Raw genomic sequence first — 16,001 nt, 5'->3', positions numbered from 1 at the left:
GCGCCGGCGGCCAGCCAGCCGAGCCGCCCGACGGCCACCGTCCGGCCCTCGACGACGCCGGTGACGCCGCTGCCGCCGTGGTTCTCGAACTCCGTCACCGCCGGGAGACCCGCCTCGGCGGCCGTCGCGGCCACCGCCCGGGCGATCGGATGCTCCGATGCGTCCTCCACCGCGCCGACGAGCCGCATCAGGTCGGCGGTCGTCACGCCGTCGGCGGGGTGCACGGCGGCCACCGCCATCCGGCCGGTCGTCACGGTGCCGGTTTTGTCCAGCACCACCGTGTCGACCCGCCGCGTCGATTCGAGGATCTGCGGGCCCTTGATCAGGATGCCCAGCTGGGCGCCGCGACCCGTGCCGACCAGCAGCGCGGTCGGCGTCGCCAGCCCCAGCGCACACGGGCACGCGATGATCAGCACCGCCACGGCGGCGGTGAACGCCGCTCCCGCGGCGGCGCCGGCGAGCAGCCAGCCGGCCAGGGTGAGCGCCGCGACGGCCAGGACCACCGGGACGAATACCGCCGACACCCGGTCGGCGAGCCGCTGCACGTCGGCCTTGCCGCTCTGCGCCTCGGCCACCAGTCGCGCCATCTGTGCCAGTTGAGTATCGGCGCCGACGCGGGTGGCGCGCACCTGCAGGCGGCCGCCGGCGTTGACCGTCGCCCCGACCACCGCGTCGCCGGGCGCCACCTCCACCGGCACCGACTCCCCGGTCAGCATCGAGGCGTCGACGGCCGAGGTGCCCGACACGATCACGCCGTCGGTGGCGATCTTCTCGCCGGGGCGCACCACGAACTCGTCGCCGACGGTCAGGCGGTCGACCGGCAGCCGTGTCTCCCGCCCGTCGCGCAGCACGGCGACATCCTTGGCGCCCATGTCGAGCAGCGCCCGCAACGCCGCGCCGGACTGCTTCTTCGCGCGCGCCTCCACGTAGCGGCCGGCCAGGAGGAACGTCGTCACCGCCGCTGCGACCTCGAGGTAGAGGTGGGGTTCGAAGGCGCCGGACGGCAGCAGGTCGAACGACATCCGCATGCCCGGCGTGCCGGCGTGGGTGAAGAGCAGAGCCCACACCGACCACCCATAGGCGGCGGACACCCCGACCGAGATCAGGGTGTCCATCGTCGCCGCGCGGTGCCGAAGATTCACCAACGCCGCGCGGTGGAACGGCCACGCGCCCCACGTCGCTACCGGCGTGGCGAGCCCGAGCGCCAGCCACTGCCAGTAGTCGAACTGCCACGCGGGCACCATCGACAGCAGCACCACCGGAACGGTCAGCAGGGCGGAGACGAGCAGGCGCCGCCGCCATCCGGTCGCCTCGTCGTCCGGCTCCGGGTCGTCGAGGGCGGTGCGGGGCAGGCTCGCGGTGTAGCCGGTGGCCTCGACGGCGGCGACGAGGTCGTCGGCGCTGACCGTGTCCGGATACTCGACGGTGGCCTGCTCGGTGGCGAAGTTCACGGTCGCGGACACGCCGTCGATCCGGTTGAGCCGCTTCTCGACCCGCGCAGCGCACGACGCGCAGGTCATTCCGCCGACTGCGAGGGTGACGCCAGTCATGCCGCGCGGTCCACGTCGTAGCCGGTGTCCTCGATGGCGGCCACCACCGACGTCTCGTCGGCGGGACCTTCCACCGTGACCAGCCCGTGTTCGAGGTCGACCGCGACGTCGGTGACGCCCGGCAGCGGCGCCACCGCCGAGGTGATCGCCGCCACGCAGTGGCCACAGCTCATCCCGCGGACGTTCAGCGTCATACCCATGCTGCCGAGTGTATACCCATGGGGGGTATGGGTGGCGGGCTACGCCCCGGCCAGGAATTCCTGCAGGAGCGCTTTCTTGTCGATCTTCTCGCCGGCGAGCGTCGGCAGCGGTTCGGTGCGGATGCGCCACCGCGTCGGCACTGCGAAGTAGGCGACCACGCCGTCGAGGTGACGACGCATCTCCTCCTCGGTGGGCGGTGGCACCTCGGTCCGGCACACCACCACCGCGGCCAGCTCCTCGCCGAGTTCGTGGTGGGGCACCCCGAGCGCGGCGACCTCGATCACGTCGGGGTGCGTCGCCAGGGCCGCTTCGACGTGCGGGCAGGCGATGTTCTCACCGCCGCGGATGACGACGTCCTTGCTGCGGCCGTCGATGTACAGATAGCCATCGGCGGTGAGGTGGCCGAGATCGCCGGTGTGCAGCCAGCCGTCGGCGTCCACGTCGGCCGCGGCGTCGACCCGGCCGCCGCGCAGGTATCCGCGCATCACCGTGGGGGAGCGGGTCAGCACCTCCCCGGTGCCGTCGGCGTCCGGCTCGGCGATCTTCAGCTCGACCACCGGGTAGGGCCGCCCGACGGTGCCGGGATGGTCGAGCAGGTCGCGGCCGTCGGCGACGGTGAGGAAGCCGCCCGCCTCGGTCATGCCCCAGGTGTTGCTCAGTCCCCGCGACCGTAGATTCGGGAGCTTCTCGCGAATCCGGTCGAGCAGATCGGTGGTCACCGGCGCCCCGCCGAGGGGCCACGACCGCAGGCTCGACAGGTCGTGGCGCCCGAAGTCGGGATGCTCGAGCACCCTGACCGCCATGGTCGGCACCGCGCCCCAGATCTGCACGCGCTCGCGCTCGATGAGCTCCATCACCTGTTTCGGGTCGAAGCGGCCCTCGGTGAGGACGATCCGGCCGCCGGTCAGGAAATGGGTGAGCAGGCTGGACATTCCGCCGATGTGGAACATCGGCGTGCACGCCAGGCTGACGGCCTGCGGTGAGTCGGCGTCGAGCAGGTGCGGGAAGCGATTCGTGCGGCCGAGGATGTTGTGCTGGTTCACGATCACAGAACGGCGGGAGAGCTCAACCGCTTTCGGCAGCCCCGAGCTCCCTGACGTGAACAGCACCGCGGCGGCCTCGTCCTCGTCGGTCTCGGGCAGGGGTGCGGATTCAGCGGATTCGGTGGCATCGAATGCCGTGCTGAGCTCCTGCAGTGCGCTGCCGGGCACGTCCGTCGTCAGCGGTGTGTCCGAGAAGACGTACCGTGGCCGCACCAGCCCGACGGCGTGGTCGATCTCCGCGTCACTCCACCAGCGGTTGGCCAGCACCGGGACAGCGCCCGCCAGCCACAGTGACCACAGCGCCAGCACCCATTCCGGACTGTTGTACCCGAACACCATCACCCGGTCGCCGGGCTCGATCCCTTTGCGCCGCAGATTCTCCCGGCATGCGGACACGGCGGTGCGGAACTGCCAGAAGGTGATCCGCCGGTCGCCCTGCACCAGGAAGGTGCGGTCGGTCCAGCGTGTCGTGAGGTCGACGAGTTCGCCGAACGTCGACGGTGACCGGCGGTACGTCAGTCCGTCATGGCCGCCGTAGCGGCCGGCCACCACGTCGCTGTCCCACGGCGCGGTCATGCCTGGGTCGGGATCTGGACCCCCTCCGACGGCTGCACGATCACGAAGCCCTGGCCGTGGAACGACACCTGTACCGCCTCGCCCGAGCCGCGGCCGATCAGCGCAGCCGCCTTGAAGCTGGTCTTCAACTGCGTCTGCAGATTGGCCGACCAGGCCACCACGGCGTTGGTGTCGGCGAAGGTCGGCGCCTCGGCGGCGTTGAGCACCACCGGGGGACCGTCGGTGGTGAGCGCCACCCAACCGGTGCCGCGCAGCGTGGTGTTGAACAGCCCACCGGTGGCGATGCTGCCGCCGCGGACCCGCTCAATGTTCCAGTCCAGGCTGGACGAGAAGGCGAGCACGTTCTTACCGCTGATCGACAGCCCGGAGTTGTTCAGGTTCAACAGATGTACGTCGTAGGCCCGTTCGGCGAGGAACACGTCGCCCTGGCCCTGGCAGCGCATCAACGGCAGTCCCTCGCCGGTCAGCGCCTTCTTGATGAACTTCGACGCCCCGCCGCCCTCGAACGCGAAGTCGACGTTGCCCTGGTAGGCGACCATCGAGCCCTGGCGGGCCATGAACGGCTCGCCGAGGCGCACCCGCAGCAGCTTGGTGTTCTGGTTGCCGATCGGTTTGGCTTCCTTCTCGCTGAAGCGGCCGTCGACCAGATCGCCGGTGATGCCCGCGAAGCCGTCCCCGGCGGCCTGCTGCTGGGCGCCGCCGTACTGCGGGCCGCCCTGGGCGGTGGCCTGCGGCTGCTGGCCCTGGTCGGGTGGCGCGCCGGCACCGCCGCCGAGTGGCGCCCGGCCCACCTGGCCCTGATGGGAGACCTGATCGGTCCAGTTTTGTCCGTCGAACCAGCGGTACTGGTAGCGGCCTTCGGGGTCCGGTAGCCATTGCGCAGTCACCGTGACGACATTAGGGCATCCTTGTGCCATGGCGGGCAAGGAAATAGACCGGGACCGGGCCAAGGGCGCGATGGCGGTTTTCAAGCAGCACCCGGGCATGGTGCTGTTCGTGGTGTCCCCGGCGGTCGTCGCACTCGGTCTGGTGTGGTGGCTGGCGGGCGCCGGCTGGGCAGCGCTGCTGCTCGTGGCAATGATGCTCGCGGGTGGCGCGGCGGTGTACTCGCTGGTGTCCAAGCGCAGGTAGAAGCAGGTTCGAGAGGGGCGGCGTTCGCCCGGGGTGAAACGCGGCCGCATGCTCTTGTAACGGTGTAAGTATGTAATCATGAGACACCAACACACCCACGGCCGACGGGGACGATCCGGCGGCTGGCAGCAGTCCCAACAACCCGATGCCGGCGACGCCTCCGACTGGATAGCCGGACGCATGCCCGAAGGCTGGTTCGCCGGCGACCCCACCGTGGTCGTCGACCGCGAGGAGATCACCGTCATCGGGCGGCTGCCCGAACCCGACGGTGGCGAGAGTGACGCCCACGCCTCGGGCAGGGCGGCCAGGTTCCGTGAGGAGACCCGGCAGGACCGGATGCGGATCGCCGACGAGGCGGAGGCCCGGTACGGCCGCAAGGTCTCCTGGGGTGTCGAGGTGGGCGATCCGGCCGACCCCGAACGGATCCTGTTCACCCACATCGCCGTTCCGGTGATGACCCGGCTGCGGCAGTCCGAACGCCAGGTGCTCGACACGCTCGTCGACGCCGGTGTGGCGCGCTCGCGATCGGACGCGCTGGCCTGGTCGGTGCGGCTGGTCGGTGAACACACCGACGAGTGGCTGGCGAAGCTGCGCGCGGCGATGTCGGCCGTCGACGACGTGCGCGCCGAGGGCCCCGGGGTCTAGACCCGCTCCACCCCGACGTAGCAGGAACTCAGCGTCGAGGTCTGTGACAGCGGGTCCACTGTCGAGCCGTCTACCAGCAGATTGCGGTTGACGCCGAACGACTCGGGCGCCCCGCCGCCGCGCGGATCGAAGATCCGTGAGCCCCAGCCGTGGTCGATGATGACCATGCCGCGTCGGGGCCGGTCGGACAGCGTCGCCGCCAGTTCCACGGCGCCGGTCGGGGAGTACACCCGTACCCGGTCGCCTTCGCCGATGCCGAGCGTCGCGGCGTCCTCGGCGTTGATCATCACGTCGTTGCCCTTGCCGGCACGGTGCAGTCCCGGCAACTCGTTGAGCCAGGAGTTCATCGAGTGCCGGTTGCGCCGGTTGCCCAGCTGGAAGGGAAACTCCTGTGGCGCGACGTGGATCGGCTCCGCCAGTAGTTCCCGGGCGCGGGCGGTGAACTGGGGCGGCGCCGCGTGCACCATCTTGTCGTCGGTGCGCAGCGCGCCCTTGAAATGACCGAACTCGCGCGGCCCCAGCACCAATCCGTGCGGGTTGGCCATCAGGTCGCGCCAGGTGAGCCTGCGGCCGTTGAACTTTCGCGACATCCGGACGATGAGACGGTCGAGCCAGTGCGGGCCGAACGCCACCGCGGGGCGACGGGTCAGCGCCGCTGCGCGGCGCGTCGCTCTGATGAACCGGTTGAGGCCCTTGGCGCCGAACAACGGCCGGTCCATCGCCAGGGCGAGGTCGACGAAGATCTCCCATTCCTGCCGGGTGTCCGGCGGCGGTTCGACGACCTTGCGTCCGTACTGGACGAATGGTTCGTCGTGCATGTTGCTGGTGAATGCCAGCAGGTCGTCGCGTTCGAGCCAGTGCACGGCCGGGAGCAGCCAGTGCGCGTGCCGGTGGCTCTCGCGTTGTACGAGGTCGATCACGACGAGCAGGTCGAGTTGTGCCAGCGCCTTGTCGAGCTTGCTCCCGTCGGGACCCGACACCACCGGGTTGCCGCAGTTGATCAGCATCGCCTTGATCTGACCGGGGCCGGGGGTGGTGATCTCGTCGGGCAGTTCGGCGAGCCCGTGCGCTCCCGCCACCATCTCCCGTCCCGCCACCCGACTCGTATGGGGTTCCGTCTTGGCCAACTCGGCCAGTTTCAGCGCGTCGAAGTAGCCCGGCTCGAACCGCCGCCCGCCCGGTCGGTCCATCCGGCCGGTGATGACGTTGAGCACCTGACCCAGCCATTCGCCCACGGTGCCCGCCGCGTGCAGCGATATCCCGGTGCGGGTGACCACCATCGCGCCCCGTGCTGCGGCGAAGTCCCGTGCCGTGCTGACGATCCGGGACCGTTCGATGCCGCAGCGGATGGCCAGGTCATCGAGGTCGGCGTCGGCCACCAGGCGGCGCAACTCGTCCACACCGGTGGCGAGATCGGCGCAGTCGCGACGGTGCTCGAGGCCCTCGTCGAGGATCACCTTGACCAGCGCGAGCAGCAGCGCCCAGTCCTGACCGGGCTGCACGGCCAGGTGCACGTCGGCCTTCTCCGCCGTCTCGGTACGCACCGGGTCGACGACGACGATGGTCGCACCCCGCTGCTGGCGGGCCAGCGCCCGGCGCCAGCCGCCCGGCACCGTCTCGAGCCAATTCCAGGCGCTCACCGCGGGATTGGTGCCGATCAGCAGGAAGTAGTCGCAGTTGTCGACGTCGGACACGGGCACCATCAGCGACGATCCGTACATCGCTTCGGCGACGACGTGCAGGGCGTTCTGGTCCACCGAGCCGACGGCGTAGCGGCTGCGGGTGCCGATCGCGTCCATCCAGGCGTTCATGAACATCACGTTCGACGACGAGTGTCCCGACGGGTTGCCGTAGTACGCGCCGATGGCGTCCGGCCCGTCCTGGTCGATCAGTGCGTTCATCCGCGCGGCGATGTCGCGGATCGCCACGTCCCAGCTCTCCTCGACGTAGGAGTCGCCCACCCGGCGCATCGGCCGCACGATGCGGCGGGGGTGCTCGACCAGTTGGTTGGCGGTGCGGCCCTTGGCGCAGAAGTCGTGCCAGCTGTGGGGATTCTGCTTGTCGGCGGAGATCTTCTGGATGCGGTTGCCCTCGACCGTCACCTCCAACCCGCAGGACGCCATGCAGTACCTGCAGAAGGTGTGGACGGTGTTCGTATTCATTACGGCGAGCCTACGGTTTGTAACGCGGCTGGGGCACCGTTAAGCGGAACGCCTAGTCTCAGGCCCTGCTCATCGCCCAGTACTCGCCGTGGCGGGCCAGCAGTTCGGCGTGTGTGCCGCGTTCGACGATCCGGCCGGCCTCCATCACCAGGATCAGGTCGGCGTCGCGGATCGTCGACAGCCGGTGGGCGATGATGAAACTGGTGCGGTCGCGCCGGAGTTCGGCCATCGCGTGCTGGATCTGCTGTTCGGTGCGGGTGTCAACCGCGCTGGTCGCCTCGTCGAGGATCAGCAGCTGCGGGCGGGCCAGCACGGCGCGCGCGATGGTGATGAGCTGCTTCTCGCCTGCGCTGATCGAGCCGCCGTCGTCGCTGACCCTGGTCTGGTACCCGTCGGGCAGGCTGTGCACGAACCGGTCGACGAACGCCGCCTTCGCCGCGGCGATCACCTCGTCCTCGCCCGCGCCCGGCCTGCCGTAGGCGATGTTGTCGTAGATGGTGCCGCCGAACAGCCAGGTGTCCTGCAGCACCATGCCCACCCGCGACCGCAGTGACTGCCTGCTGACGGTTGAGATGTCGACGCCGTCGACGAGGATGCGGCCGGAGTCCACCTCGTAGAACCGCATCAGCAGGTTGACCAGTGTGGTCTTGCCCGCGCCGGTGGGGCCGACGATCGCGACCGTGCTGCCCGGTTCGGCGACCAGCGACAGGTCCTCGATCACCGGGGCGCCGGGGCGGTAGCCGAAGGTGACGTGCTCGAACTCGACGCGGCCGGGCCGGTCGGCCGGACCGGGCAGATCGACCGCGGCGTCGGGGGACTGCTCGTCGGCGTCGAGCAGCTCGAACACCCGCTCCGCGCTGGCCACGCCGGACTGCAGCGTGTTGTACATCCCGGCGACCTGGGTCAGCGGTTGGTTGAACTGGCGGACGTACTGGATGAATGCCTGGATGCTGCCGAGGGTGATCTGGCCGGTCGCCACCTGCAGGCCGCCGACCACCGCGACCGCGACGTAGCTGATGTTGCCGATGAACACCGTCGCCGGGGACACCAGGCCGGAGAAGAACTGCGCGCCGAATCCACTGTGGTAGGCGTCGGCGTTGAGCTCGTCGAACCGGTCCTGCGCGGCGGCGCGGTGGCCGAAGGTCTTCACGACGGTGAAGCCGCTGTAGGTCTCCTCGATGTGGGCGTTGAGCCTGCCGATGTTGCGCCACTGCGCGACGAACATCCGCTGTGAGCGCCGGGTGATCCAGCGGATCGTCAGCAGCGACAGCGGCACGGTGATCACCGTGAGCAGGGTCAGCAGCGGCGAGATGGTCAGCATCATCACCAGCACCGCGACCACGGTCAGCACCGAGGTGAGCAGTTGGCTGATGGTCATCGACAGCGACGTCGAGATGTTGTCGATGTCGTTGGTGACCCGGCTCAGCACCTCACCGCGCTGGCGGGCGTCGAAGTAGGACAGTGGCAGCCGGTGCACCTTGTCCTCGACATCGGAGCGCAGCGCCACCATGGTGCGCTGCACGGTGACGTTGAGCAGCCGGGCCTGCATCCAGACCAGCAGCGCGGCAATCAGATACAGCCCGAGGGCGAGGAGCAGGGTGCGTGCGACGGCGGCGAAGTCGACACCCTGCCCGGGCACGACGTCCATCCCGGACAGCAGGTCGGCGAACGTGGTGTCACCGCGCGCTCTGGCCGCAGCGACGGCCTGCTCCTTGGTCAGCCCGGCAGGCAGCTGCCTGCCGATGACCCCGTTGAACAACAGGTCGGTGGCGTGGCCGAGGATCCGCGGGCCGATCACCCCGATCGCGATGCCGCCGACACCGAGGCCGATCACCAGCGCGGCCAGCCCGCGCTGCGGCGTGAGCCGTTTGACCAGGCGCACCGCCGACCCGCGGAAGTCGCGGGTGCGTTCGGCGGGCGCGGCCATGGCGCCGCGGAACGGGCGGCCGAGCGGTCCGGTCATGGCGCGCCCCCGACACCGATCGACTGGGAGTCGGCGAATTCCGCATAGGTGGGGCAGTCCGCGAGCAGCGATTCGTGGGTGCCGACGCCGATCACCCGGCCGTCCTCGACGACGATCACCTGGTCGGCCTCGGCGACCGTCGAGATGCGCTGCGACACGATCAGCACCGTCGCGCCTGCCGACACCTCGCGCAGCGCGGCTCGGACCCGGGCGTCGGTGTGCACGTCGAGTGCCGAGAACGCGTCGTCGAACAGGTACACCGCGGGCCGGCGGATGACGGCGCGGGCGATCGCCAGCCGTTGCCGCTGGCCGCCGGAGAAGTTGACACCGGCCTGGGCGACGCGCATCCCGAGCCCGTCGGGATGGGCGCGGACGAAGTCGTCGGCGGCCGCCACCTCGAGCGCCGCCCACATCTCGGCATCGGTGGCGTCGGACTTGCCGTACCGCAGGTTGTCGGCGACCGTGCCGGAGAACAGGTATCCCCGCTGGGGCACCAGCCCGATCGCCGACCACAGCCGTTCGACATCCCAGTCCCGCACGTCGACGCCGTCGACGCTGACCGATCCGGCCGTGGCGTCGTAGAGCCGGCAGATCAGCGCGATCAGCGTGGTCTTGCCCGAGCCGGTGGAGCCGACGACGGCGGTGGTGCTGCCCGGCCGCACGGTGAGCGAGACATCCTGCAGCACCGGCCGGTCCGCGCCGGGGTAAGTGAATGTGGCTGCGTCGAAACGGATCTCACCGGCGATGGTGTCGGGTCCGGCCGGGTCGTCGGGGCTGGCGATGCCGGGCGTGGTCGACAGCACCTCGGTGATCCGCTCCGCGCAGGCCGAGGCCCGCGGGAACATGATCAGCAGGAACGTCGCCATCAGTACGGCCATCAGGATCTGCATGAAGTAGGACAGGAAAGCGATCAGCGAGCCGACCTGCATCTGCCCGGCGTCGATGCGCAGGCCGCCGAACCAGATGAGCGCCACGCTGGAGACGTTGATGACCAGCGTGGTCACCGGCAGCATCAGCGCCTGCCAGCGGCCCGCCGCCAGCGCGGTCTCCGACAGCGCCCCGCTGGCCTCGGCGAAGCGTTCGCGTTCGAACGGCTCACTGGCGAACGCGCGGATCACCCGGATGCCGGACAGCTGGTCGCGCATCACCCGGTTGATGTTGTCGATCAGCCGCTGCATGCTGCGGAAGATCGGCATCAGCCGCGACACGATCCAGTAGTTCGCCACCGCCAGCACCGGCACGCTGACCAGCAGCAGCCAGGACAGGCCGGCGTCCTGGTGCACGGCCATGAAGATGCCGCCGACCGACATGATCGGCGCGGTGATCAGCATGGTCGCCGTCACCTGGACCAGCACCTGGATCTGCTGGACGTCGTTGGTCGTCCGGGTGAGCAGTGACGGCGCGCCGAACCGGGCGGTCTCCTCGGCGGAGAACCCGATGACGTGACGGAAGATCGCCCCGCGCAGGTCGTGGCCGAAGCCCATCCCGGCCCGCGAGCCGAAGTACACCGCGCCGACGGCGCACGCCACCTGCAGTGCACAGACCGCCAGCATGATCATGCCCAGGTCGACGATGGTCGCGGTGTCGCCCTTCGCGACACCGTCGTCGATGATCGCCGCGTTGATGGTGGGCAGGTACAGCGAGGCCAGCGTGCTGACCACCTGCAGCGCCGCGACCACGCCGAGCAACCCCCGGTACGGCCGCACGAACCGTCGCAGCAGCGCCCAGAGCATTTCGATACTGTCGCACATGCTGTGAAAGCTGCAGGTCAACCGGCATGTCGGTGGTTGAGGCGGAACGCTGCCGCTACAGTGCATGGCGTGACTCCCAGCACGAGCGCGACGGGACGCGCCCGCCCGGCCAGGGCGCTGGCCGTACTGGCTGCGGCGACGATTCCGCTGTTCGCGGCATGCAGCGACCCGGAGCCGTCCTCGCCCGAGCAGTCCGGGCCCACCCAGACGCAGGAAGACGTCTCGCACGGGCCGTTCTTCCCGGAGTGCGGCGGGGTGAGCGATCAGGTGATCAGCCAGCTCACCGAGCGGCCGACCCTGGTCAACACCGCCAAGACGTCGGTGGGCTGCCAGTGGCTGGTCGGCGGGAGCATCCTCGGGCCGCACTTCTCCTTCACCTGGTTCCGCGGCAGCCCCATCGGGCGTGAGCGCAAGACCGAAGAGCTGTCGCGCGACACGGTCGAGGACGTGAACATCGAGGGCCACGACGGCTTCATCGCCAGCAGCCAGGACCTGATCGAAGGCGGTGTCAACCTCTGCGAGATCGGCATCCAGTTCGAGGACGACTTCATCGAGTGGTCGATCAGCTACGACCGGAAACCGTTCCCCGATCCGTGCCAGGTGGCCCGCGAGCTCACCCGTCAGTCGATTGTGAATTCGAAATGAGGCGGTTCCCGCACGGCAGGCGCGTGCTCGCCGGTACCGGTGCCCTGCTGGCCACGCTGACGATCGTCACCGGCTGCAGCCGCACTGTCGACGGGACCGCCGCCAAGGAGGGCACCGGCGGCGGGCCCAGCAACAACAACTCCGAGCGGCAGTACCCCAACCTGCTCAAGGAGTGCGACGTGCTCACCGAGGACATCCTCGCCGAGACCGTCGGCGCCGACCCGCTGGACATCCAGAGCACCTTCGTCGGCGCGGTGTGCCGCTGGCAGGCGGCCAATCCCGCGGGCCTGGTCGACATCACCCGGTTCTGGTTCGAGCAGGGCAACCTCGACAACGAGCGGCGCACGGCGCAGGAATTGCAGTACGACATCGAGGAGCGCTCGGTGGCCGGGGTGCCGTCGATCGTGATGAAGCCCAACGACCCGAACGGCGCGTGCGGCGTGGCCAGCGACGCCGGTGGCGCGGTGGGCTGGTGGGTCAACCCGCAGTCACCGGGTATCGACGCGTGCGGGATGGCGATCAAGCTGATGGAGCTGACGCTGGCCACCAGCTCGTAGCCGTTACCGGGCCTTATGGAAGGTGACCAATGCGGCGCCCCGCAGCGCCAGTTGATCCCAGGTGCAGGCGGTGCGCAGCACGGCGATCGCCGAGGTCGGGAACTTCTCCGAGATATGTTGTGCGGCAATGCTGTTGCTGCCCTCGGCGCTGGCCAGTCCGAGTGTCACCGCCGACATCGCGGGTTCGTGGCCGATCACCAGAAGGGTCTCGACGTCCACGTCGAAGCGTGAACCGACGCCGTTGATCTCGTCGATGACGGTGCCGGGTGTGGCGTCGTACAGGCGGTCGGAGAACTGCACGGGCGCGGTGACGCGCGTGCGCTGCAACGTCTCGCGGGTCCGGGTGGCCGTCGAGCACAGCACCGCGTCGACGGCGGGGGCGTGGGCGCGCAACCAGTCACCGGCCAGCCCGGCCTCCCGCTGTCCCCGGGGCGCCAGCGGCCTGCCGTGGTCGGCGACGCCCGGCGGGTAGTCCGACTTGGCGTGCCGAAGCAGCAGAAGTGTCCGGTAGCGGGTGCTCACCCGCCCCACGGTAGGCCACCGGGCAACCTGCCGGTCGAGGTCCGCCGACTTGTCGGAGCGCGGTCATACACTCGCCATGCCTTCGAAAACGGGGACTCATCACGAGCCGGAAAGGACGGGCCGACATGCGATTCGTGCACAGCGCCGACTGGCAGCTCGGGATGACCCGGCACTTCCTCAACGGCGAGGCGCAGCCCCGATATTCGGCCGCGCGCCGCGACGTGGTGGCCGCCATCGGCCCGCTGGCCGCCGATGCGGGCGCGGAGTTCGTGGTCGTCGCCGGTGACGTGTTCGAGGACAACCAGCTGGCCCCCCAGGTGGTCAGCCAGTCGCTGGAGGCGATGCGCGCCATCGGGATTCCGGTGTACCTGCTGCCGGGCAACCACGATCCGCTCGACGCGTCGTCGGTGTACACCAGTGCGCTGTTCCTCGCCGAATGCCCGGACAACGTCGTGGTTCTCGACCGGGCCGGGATCCACGAGGTGCGCCCAGGGCTCGAGATCGTCGCCGCGCCGTGGCGGTCTAAGCGGCCCACCACTGATCTGATCGGCGACGTGCTCGACGGTCTGCCCGCCGACGGCGTCACCCGCATCGTGGTCGGCCACGGTGCGGTCGACATCCTCGACCCCGGACACGACAAGCCGTCGCTGATCCGGCTCGCCGCCGTCGAGGCCGCCCTCGCCCGCGGCGCCGTCCATTATGTGGCGTTGGGCGACAAGCACTCCCGCGCCGACGTCGGCGCCACCGGCCGGGTCTGGTACTCCGGCTCGCCGGAGGTCACCAACTACGACGACGTCGAACTCGATCCCGGCCACGTGCTCGTCGTCGAGGTCGACGAGGCGGACCCCGCGCGGCCGGTGCGGATCGACGCCCGGCGGGTCGGCCGGTGGCGGTTCGTGTCGCTGAACCGGTCTGTCGACGACAACCGCGACATCGCCGACCTCGACATCAACCTCGACCTGATGCCGGACAAGGAGCGCACCGTGGTGCGGCTCGGCCTCACCGGGTCGCTGACCGTCACCGATAAGGCCGCGCTCGACGCGTGCCTCGACCGGTACAGCCGGCGATTCGCGGCGCTGACCGAGTGGGAACGCAACACCGACATCGCCGTGATGCCCGCCGACGGGGAGTTCGCCGACCTCGGCATCGGTGGTTTCGCCGCCGCCGCCGTCGACGACCTGGTGGCCACCGCGCGGTCCGACGGCGACGATGCCGAGGACGCCCGCGCCGCGCTCGCCCTGCTCTTGCGCCTGACCGATCGGGGAGTGGCGTGAAGCTCCATCGGCTGGTGCTGACCAACTACCGCGGGATCTCCCACCGCGAGATCGATTTCCCCGACCACGGGGTGGTGGTGGTCAGCGGTGCGAACGAGGTCGGCAAGTCGTCGATGATCGAGGCGCTCGACCTGCTGCTGGAGGCCAAGGACCGCTCCGCGAAGAAGGAGGTCAAGCAGGTCAAGCCGACGCACGCCGACGTCGGCGCCGAGATCACCGCCGAGATCTCCGCCGGCGCCTACCGGTTCGTGTACCGCAAGCGGTTCCACAAGCGGGCCGAGACGCAACTGACCGTCTTGGCGCCGCGCCGCGAACAGCTCTCCGGCGACGAGGCGCACGACCGGGTCCGGTCGATGCTGGCCGAGACCGTCGATCTCGAGCTGTGGCAGGCGCAGCGGGTGCTGCAGTCGGCGTCCACGGCGGCGGTCGACCTGTCCGGGTCGGATGCGCTGGCCCGCGCGCTGGACGTCGCCGCCGGTGAGGCGGCCACGCTGTCAGGCGCCGAACCTCTCCTGGTCGACCGCATCGACGAGGAGTACGCCCGCTACTTCACCGTCACCGGTCGGCCCACCGGGGAATGGGCCGCCGCCACCAAACGGCTGAACGCGGCGGACGCCGAGGTGGCCCGGTGCGCGGCGCGGGTCGCCGAGGTCGACGATGCGGTCACCCGGCACGGAGCGCTCACCGCCGAAGTCGCCGAGGTCGCCGCACAGCGGGCGCAGGCACACGCACGCCTCACCGCGTCGCGCGCGGCGGCCGAGGCGGTGGCGACCCTGCGCAGGCAGCTCTCCGAAGCCGATGTCATCGCCGAAGCGGCGACCAAGACGCACACGGCTTCCGTTGCGGCGCTGGCCGAACGGCGCCGGCTGCGGGCCGATGTCGAGGAGCGTGGGACGGCTGTGGTCGCGCTGCAGACCGCCGTCGCCGACTCCGTCGAAGAGGAGTCGACCGCCCGCGAGGTGCACGAGGCAGCCGAGGTCGCCGCCGAGAAGGCCCGCGAGGCGGTGGCGACCACCCAGGCGCGCGTCGAGTCGGCCCGCTCGGTCGTCGACAGGCTGACCCAGCGCGACGAGTCCGACCGGCTGGCGGCCCGGTTGGCCAAGATCGACGCCGCACGGCGCGAACTCGACCGGACCGCTTCGGAGTTGGCCGGCATCACGGTCACCGATGCGTCGATGCGGACGGTCGAGCAGGCCGTGCTGAACGTCGAACGGGCCGCCGGCCAGGCCGAGTTGGCTTCGGCGAGAATCGAACTCGTAGCGGCGACCGATGTGGCGGTGGCCGTGGCGGGCGAGCCGGTCACGCTCGGGGCGGCCGAGACGTGGGCGGTGAACACCACCTCCGACACCGCGGTCGAGCTGCCGGGCGTGCTCACGGTGCGCGTGGTGCCGGGCATGCCGGCCGCGCAGACCCAGGCCGGCCTCGAGGCGGCGCAGCATGCCCTGGCCGGGGCGCTGACGGCTGCGGGCGCCGAGGACGTGGACTCGGCGCGCGCCCTCGATCTGCAGCGCCGTGACTTGGTGACGGCGCGTGACCGGCTGACCGCGACGCTGGAGGCGGTGCTCGGCGACGACACCGCCGAGCACCTGCGGGCGCGGCTGACGGAGCTGCTGGCGACGCAGCCGGCGGAGGACGGGCTGTTCGACGTCACCGGCGACAGGGGTGTCGGGGAAGCCGCCGACCCGGTGGGCGCACGCGCCGAGCTGGCCGCGGCCGTCGCCGCCCACCAGCAGGCCGTGGTGGACTGCGAGACGCACCGCAAGGTCGCCATCGTGGCGTCGAAGCGGCTGGGGGACAGGTCCACTCAGGCCTGCGTGCTGCGGGAGAAGCTGGCGGCCGCCCAGGGCGAACACGCGACGGCGACCACGCGTCTGGAGGTGCACCGGGCGCAGGCGGCCGACGACACCCTGGCCGTCGCGGCCGAGGCGGACGGCGATGCGGCCCGGGCTGCCGCCGCACGGGCGGGCTGCCGCCGCACGGG

The 16,001-nt window shown here is 70.5% G+C and carries 14 protein-coding genes; 6 read left to right on the top strand and 8 right to left on the bottom strand.

Going from position 1 to position 16,001, the window contains the following annotated elements; genetic code table 11:
- The 4 genes from H7I41_RS20230 to H7I41_RS20215 form a co-directional block, all read right to left on the bottom strand.
- The coding region (locus tag H7I41_RS20230; RefSeq protein ID WP_264014405.1) for a heavy metal translocating P-type ATPase at nucleotides 1-1,550 on the bottom strand (1,550 nt) is incomplete at its 3' end.
- On the bottom strand, nucleotides 1,547-1,750 hold the full coding sequence (locus H7I41_RS20225; protein ID WP_264014404.1) for a cation transporter: 204 nt from the start codon (nucleotides 1,748-1,750) through the stop codon (nucleotides 1,547-1,549). The genes H7I41_RS20230 and H7I41_RS20225, both read right to left, overlap by 4 nt.
- Before the next feature lie 39 nt (nucleotides 1,751-1,789).
- Nucleotides 1,790-3,370 (bottom strand): class I adenylate-forming enzyme family protein, encoded by a 1,581-nt coding sequence (locus H7I41_RS20220; RefSeq protein ID WP_264014403.1) that lies wholly within the window; start codon nucleotides 3,368-3,370, stop codon nucleotides 1,790-1,792.
- Nucleotides 3,367-4,257: an AIM24 family protein gene (locus H7I41_RS20215; protein ID WP_264014402.1), complete on the bottom strand. Its 891-nt coding sequence runs from the start codon at nucleotides 4,255-4,257 to the stop codon at nucleotides 3,367-3,369. Before H7I41_RS20215 ends, H7I41_RS20220 begins: the two co-directional genes overlap by 4 nt.
- Nucleotides 4,258-4,285: 28 nt before the next feature.
- Between H7I41_RS20215 and H7I41_RS20210 the strand changes: the two genes are divergently transcribed.
- On the top strand, nucleotides 4,286-4,501 hold the full coding sequence (locus tag H7I41_RS20210) for a hypothetical protein (protein WP_264014401.1): 216 nt from the start codon (nucleotides 4,286-4,288) through the stop codon (nucleotides 4,499-4,501).
- A 78-nt stretch (nucleotides 4,502-4,579) separates the two neighbouring features.
- Nucleotides 4,580-5,146 carry an ATP-binding transcription factor AbmR gene (gene abmR / locus H7I41_RS20205; RefSeq protein WP_264014400.1) on the top strand — a complete coding sequence of 189 codons (567 nt, stop codon included), beginning with the start codon at nucleotides 4,580-4,582 and terminating at the stop codon, nucleotides 5,144-5,146.
- Here abmR and H7I41_RS20200 read toward each other — a convergent pair.
- The 3 genes from H7I41_RS20200 to H7I41_RS20190 are packed head-to-tail and all read right to left on the bottom strand — an operon-like array spanning nucleotide 5,143 to nucleotide 11,004.
- On the bottom strand, nucleotides 5,143-7,308 hold the full coding sequence (locus tag H7I41_RS20200) for a molybdopterin-containing oxidoreductase family protein (RefSeq protein ID WP_264014399.1): 2,166 nt from the start codon (nucleotides 7,306-7,308) through the stop codon (nucleotides 5,143-5,145). The genes abmR and H7I41_RS20200 overlap by 4 nt on opposite strands.
- A 58-nt stretch (nucleotides 7,309-7,366) precedes the next feature.
- Complete coding sequence (locus tag H7I41_RS20195) at nucleotides 7,367-9,271, bottom strand: ABC transporter ATP-binding protein (protein WP_264014398.1); 1,905 nt, start codon at nucleotides 9,269-9,271, stop codon at nucleotides 7,367-7,369.
- Entirely contained in the window at nucleotides 9,268-11,004 is a 1,737-nt protein-coding gene (locus H7I41_RS20190) for an ABC transporter ATP-binding protein (protein WP_264014406.1), read from the bottom strand. Before H7I41_RS20190 ends, H7I41_RS20195 begins: the two co-directional genes overlap by 4 nt.
- A 78-nt stretch (nucleotides 11,005-11,082) precedes the next feature.
- Here H7I41_RS20190 and H7I41_RS20185 point away from each other — a divergent pair, with 78 nt between their 5' ends.
- Both H7I41_RS20185 and H7I41_RS20180 read left to right on the top strand, forming a co-directional pair.
- On the top strand, nucleotides 11,083-11,667 hold the full coding sequence (locus tag H7I41_RS20185; RefSeq protein ID WP_264014397.1) for a DUF3558 domain-containing protein: 585 nt from the start codon (nucleotides 11,083-11,085) through the stop codon (nucleotides 11,665-11,667).
- On the top strand, nucleotides 11,664-12,224 hold the full coding sequence (locus tag H7I41_RS20180; RefSeq protein WP_264014396.1) for a DUF3558 domain-containing protein: 561 nt from the start codon (nucleotides 11,664-11,666) through the stop codon (nucleotides 12,222-12,224). The genes H7I41_RS20185 and H7I41_RS20180 overlap by 4 nt, the downstream gene beginning before the upstream one ends.
- Nucleotides 12,225-12,227: 3 nt before the next feature.
- Here the strand turns inward: H7I41_RS20180 and H7I41_RS20175 are convergent, their stop codons facing one another.
- Nucleotides 12,228-12,746, bottom strand: coding sequence for a SixA phosphatase family protein (locus tag H7I41_RS20175; protein ID WP_264014395.1), 519 nt, complete (start codon nucleotides 12,744-12,746; stop codon nucleotides 12,228-12,230).
- A gap of 125 nt (nucleotides 12,747-12,871) precedes the next feature.
- On the opposite strand from H7I41_RS20175, the gene H7I41_RS20170 reads away from it, so the two are divergent.
- Entirely contained in the window at nucleotides 12,872-14,020 is a 1,149-nt protein-coding gene (locus H7I41_RS20170) for a metallophosphoesterase family protein (protein WP_264014394.1), read from the top strand.
- The coding region (locus tag H7I41_RS20165; RefSeq protein ID WP_264014393.1) for an AAA family ATPase at nucleotides 14,017-16,001 on the top strand (1,985 nt) is incomplete at its 3' end. The genes H7I41_RS20170 and H7I41_RS20165, both read left to right, overlap by 4 nt.

Source organism: [Mycobacterium] manitobense, from assembly GCF_025821665.1.
GTDB classification, from domain to species: Bacteria; Actinomycetota; Actinomycetes; order Mycobacteriales; family Mycobacteriaceae; genus Mycobacterium; species Mycobacterium arseniciresistens.
Note: the sequence above shows the minus strand (reverse complement) of the source record. Positions and strands in the feature narration are given on the sequence as shown.

Bases quoted from the DNA above. Each gene is read 5' to 3' on its own strand.
- H7I41_RS20170 (WP_264014394.1), top strand. From the start codon at position 12,872: ATGCGATTCGTGCACAGCGCCGACTGGCAGCTCGGGATGACCCGGCAC.
- H7I41_RS20210 (WP_264014401.1), top strand. From the start codon at position 4,286: ATGGCGGGCAAGGAAATAGACCGGGACCGGGCCAAGGGCGCGATGGCG.
- H7I41_RS20180 (WP_264014396.1), top strand. From the start codon at position 11,664: ATGAGGCGGTTCCCGCACGGCAGGCGCGTGCTCGCCGGTACCGGTGCC.
- H7I41_RS20200 (WP_264014399.1), bottom strand. From the start codon at position 7,308: ATGAATACGAACACCGTCCACACCTTCTGCAGGTACTGCATGGCGTCC.
- H7I41_RS20220 (WP_264014403.1), bottom strand. From the start codon at position 3,370: ATGACCGCGCCGTGGGACAGCGACGTGGTGGCCGGCCGCTACGGCGGC.
- H7I41_RS20195 (WP_264014398.1), bottom strand. From the start codon at position 9,271: ATGACCGGACCGCTCGGCCGCCCGTTCCGCGGCGCCATGGCCGCGCCC.
- abmR (WP_264014400.1), top strand. From the start codon at position 4,580: ATGAGACACCAACACACCCACGGCCGACGGGGACGATCCGGCGGCTGG.
- H7I41_RS20190 (WP_264014406.1), bottom strand. From the start codon at position 11,004: ATGCTCTGGGCGCTGCTGCGACGGTTCGTGCGGCCGTACCGGGGGTTG.
- H7I41_RS20225 (WP_264014404.1), bottom strand. From the start codon at position 1,750: ATGGGTATGACGCTGAACGTCCGCGGGATGAGCTGTGGCCACTGCGTG.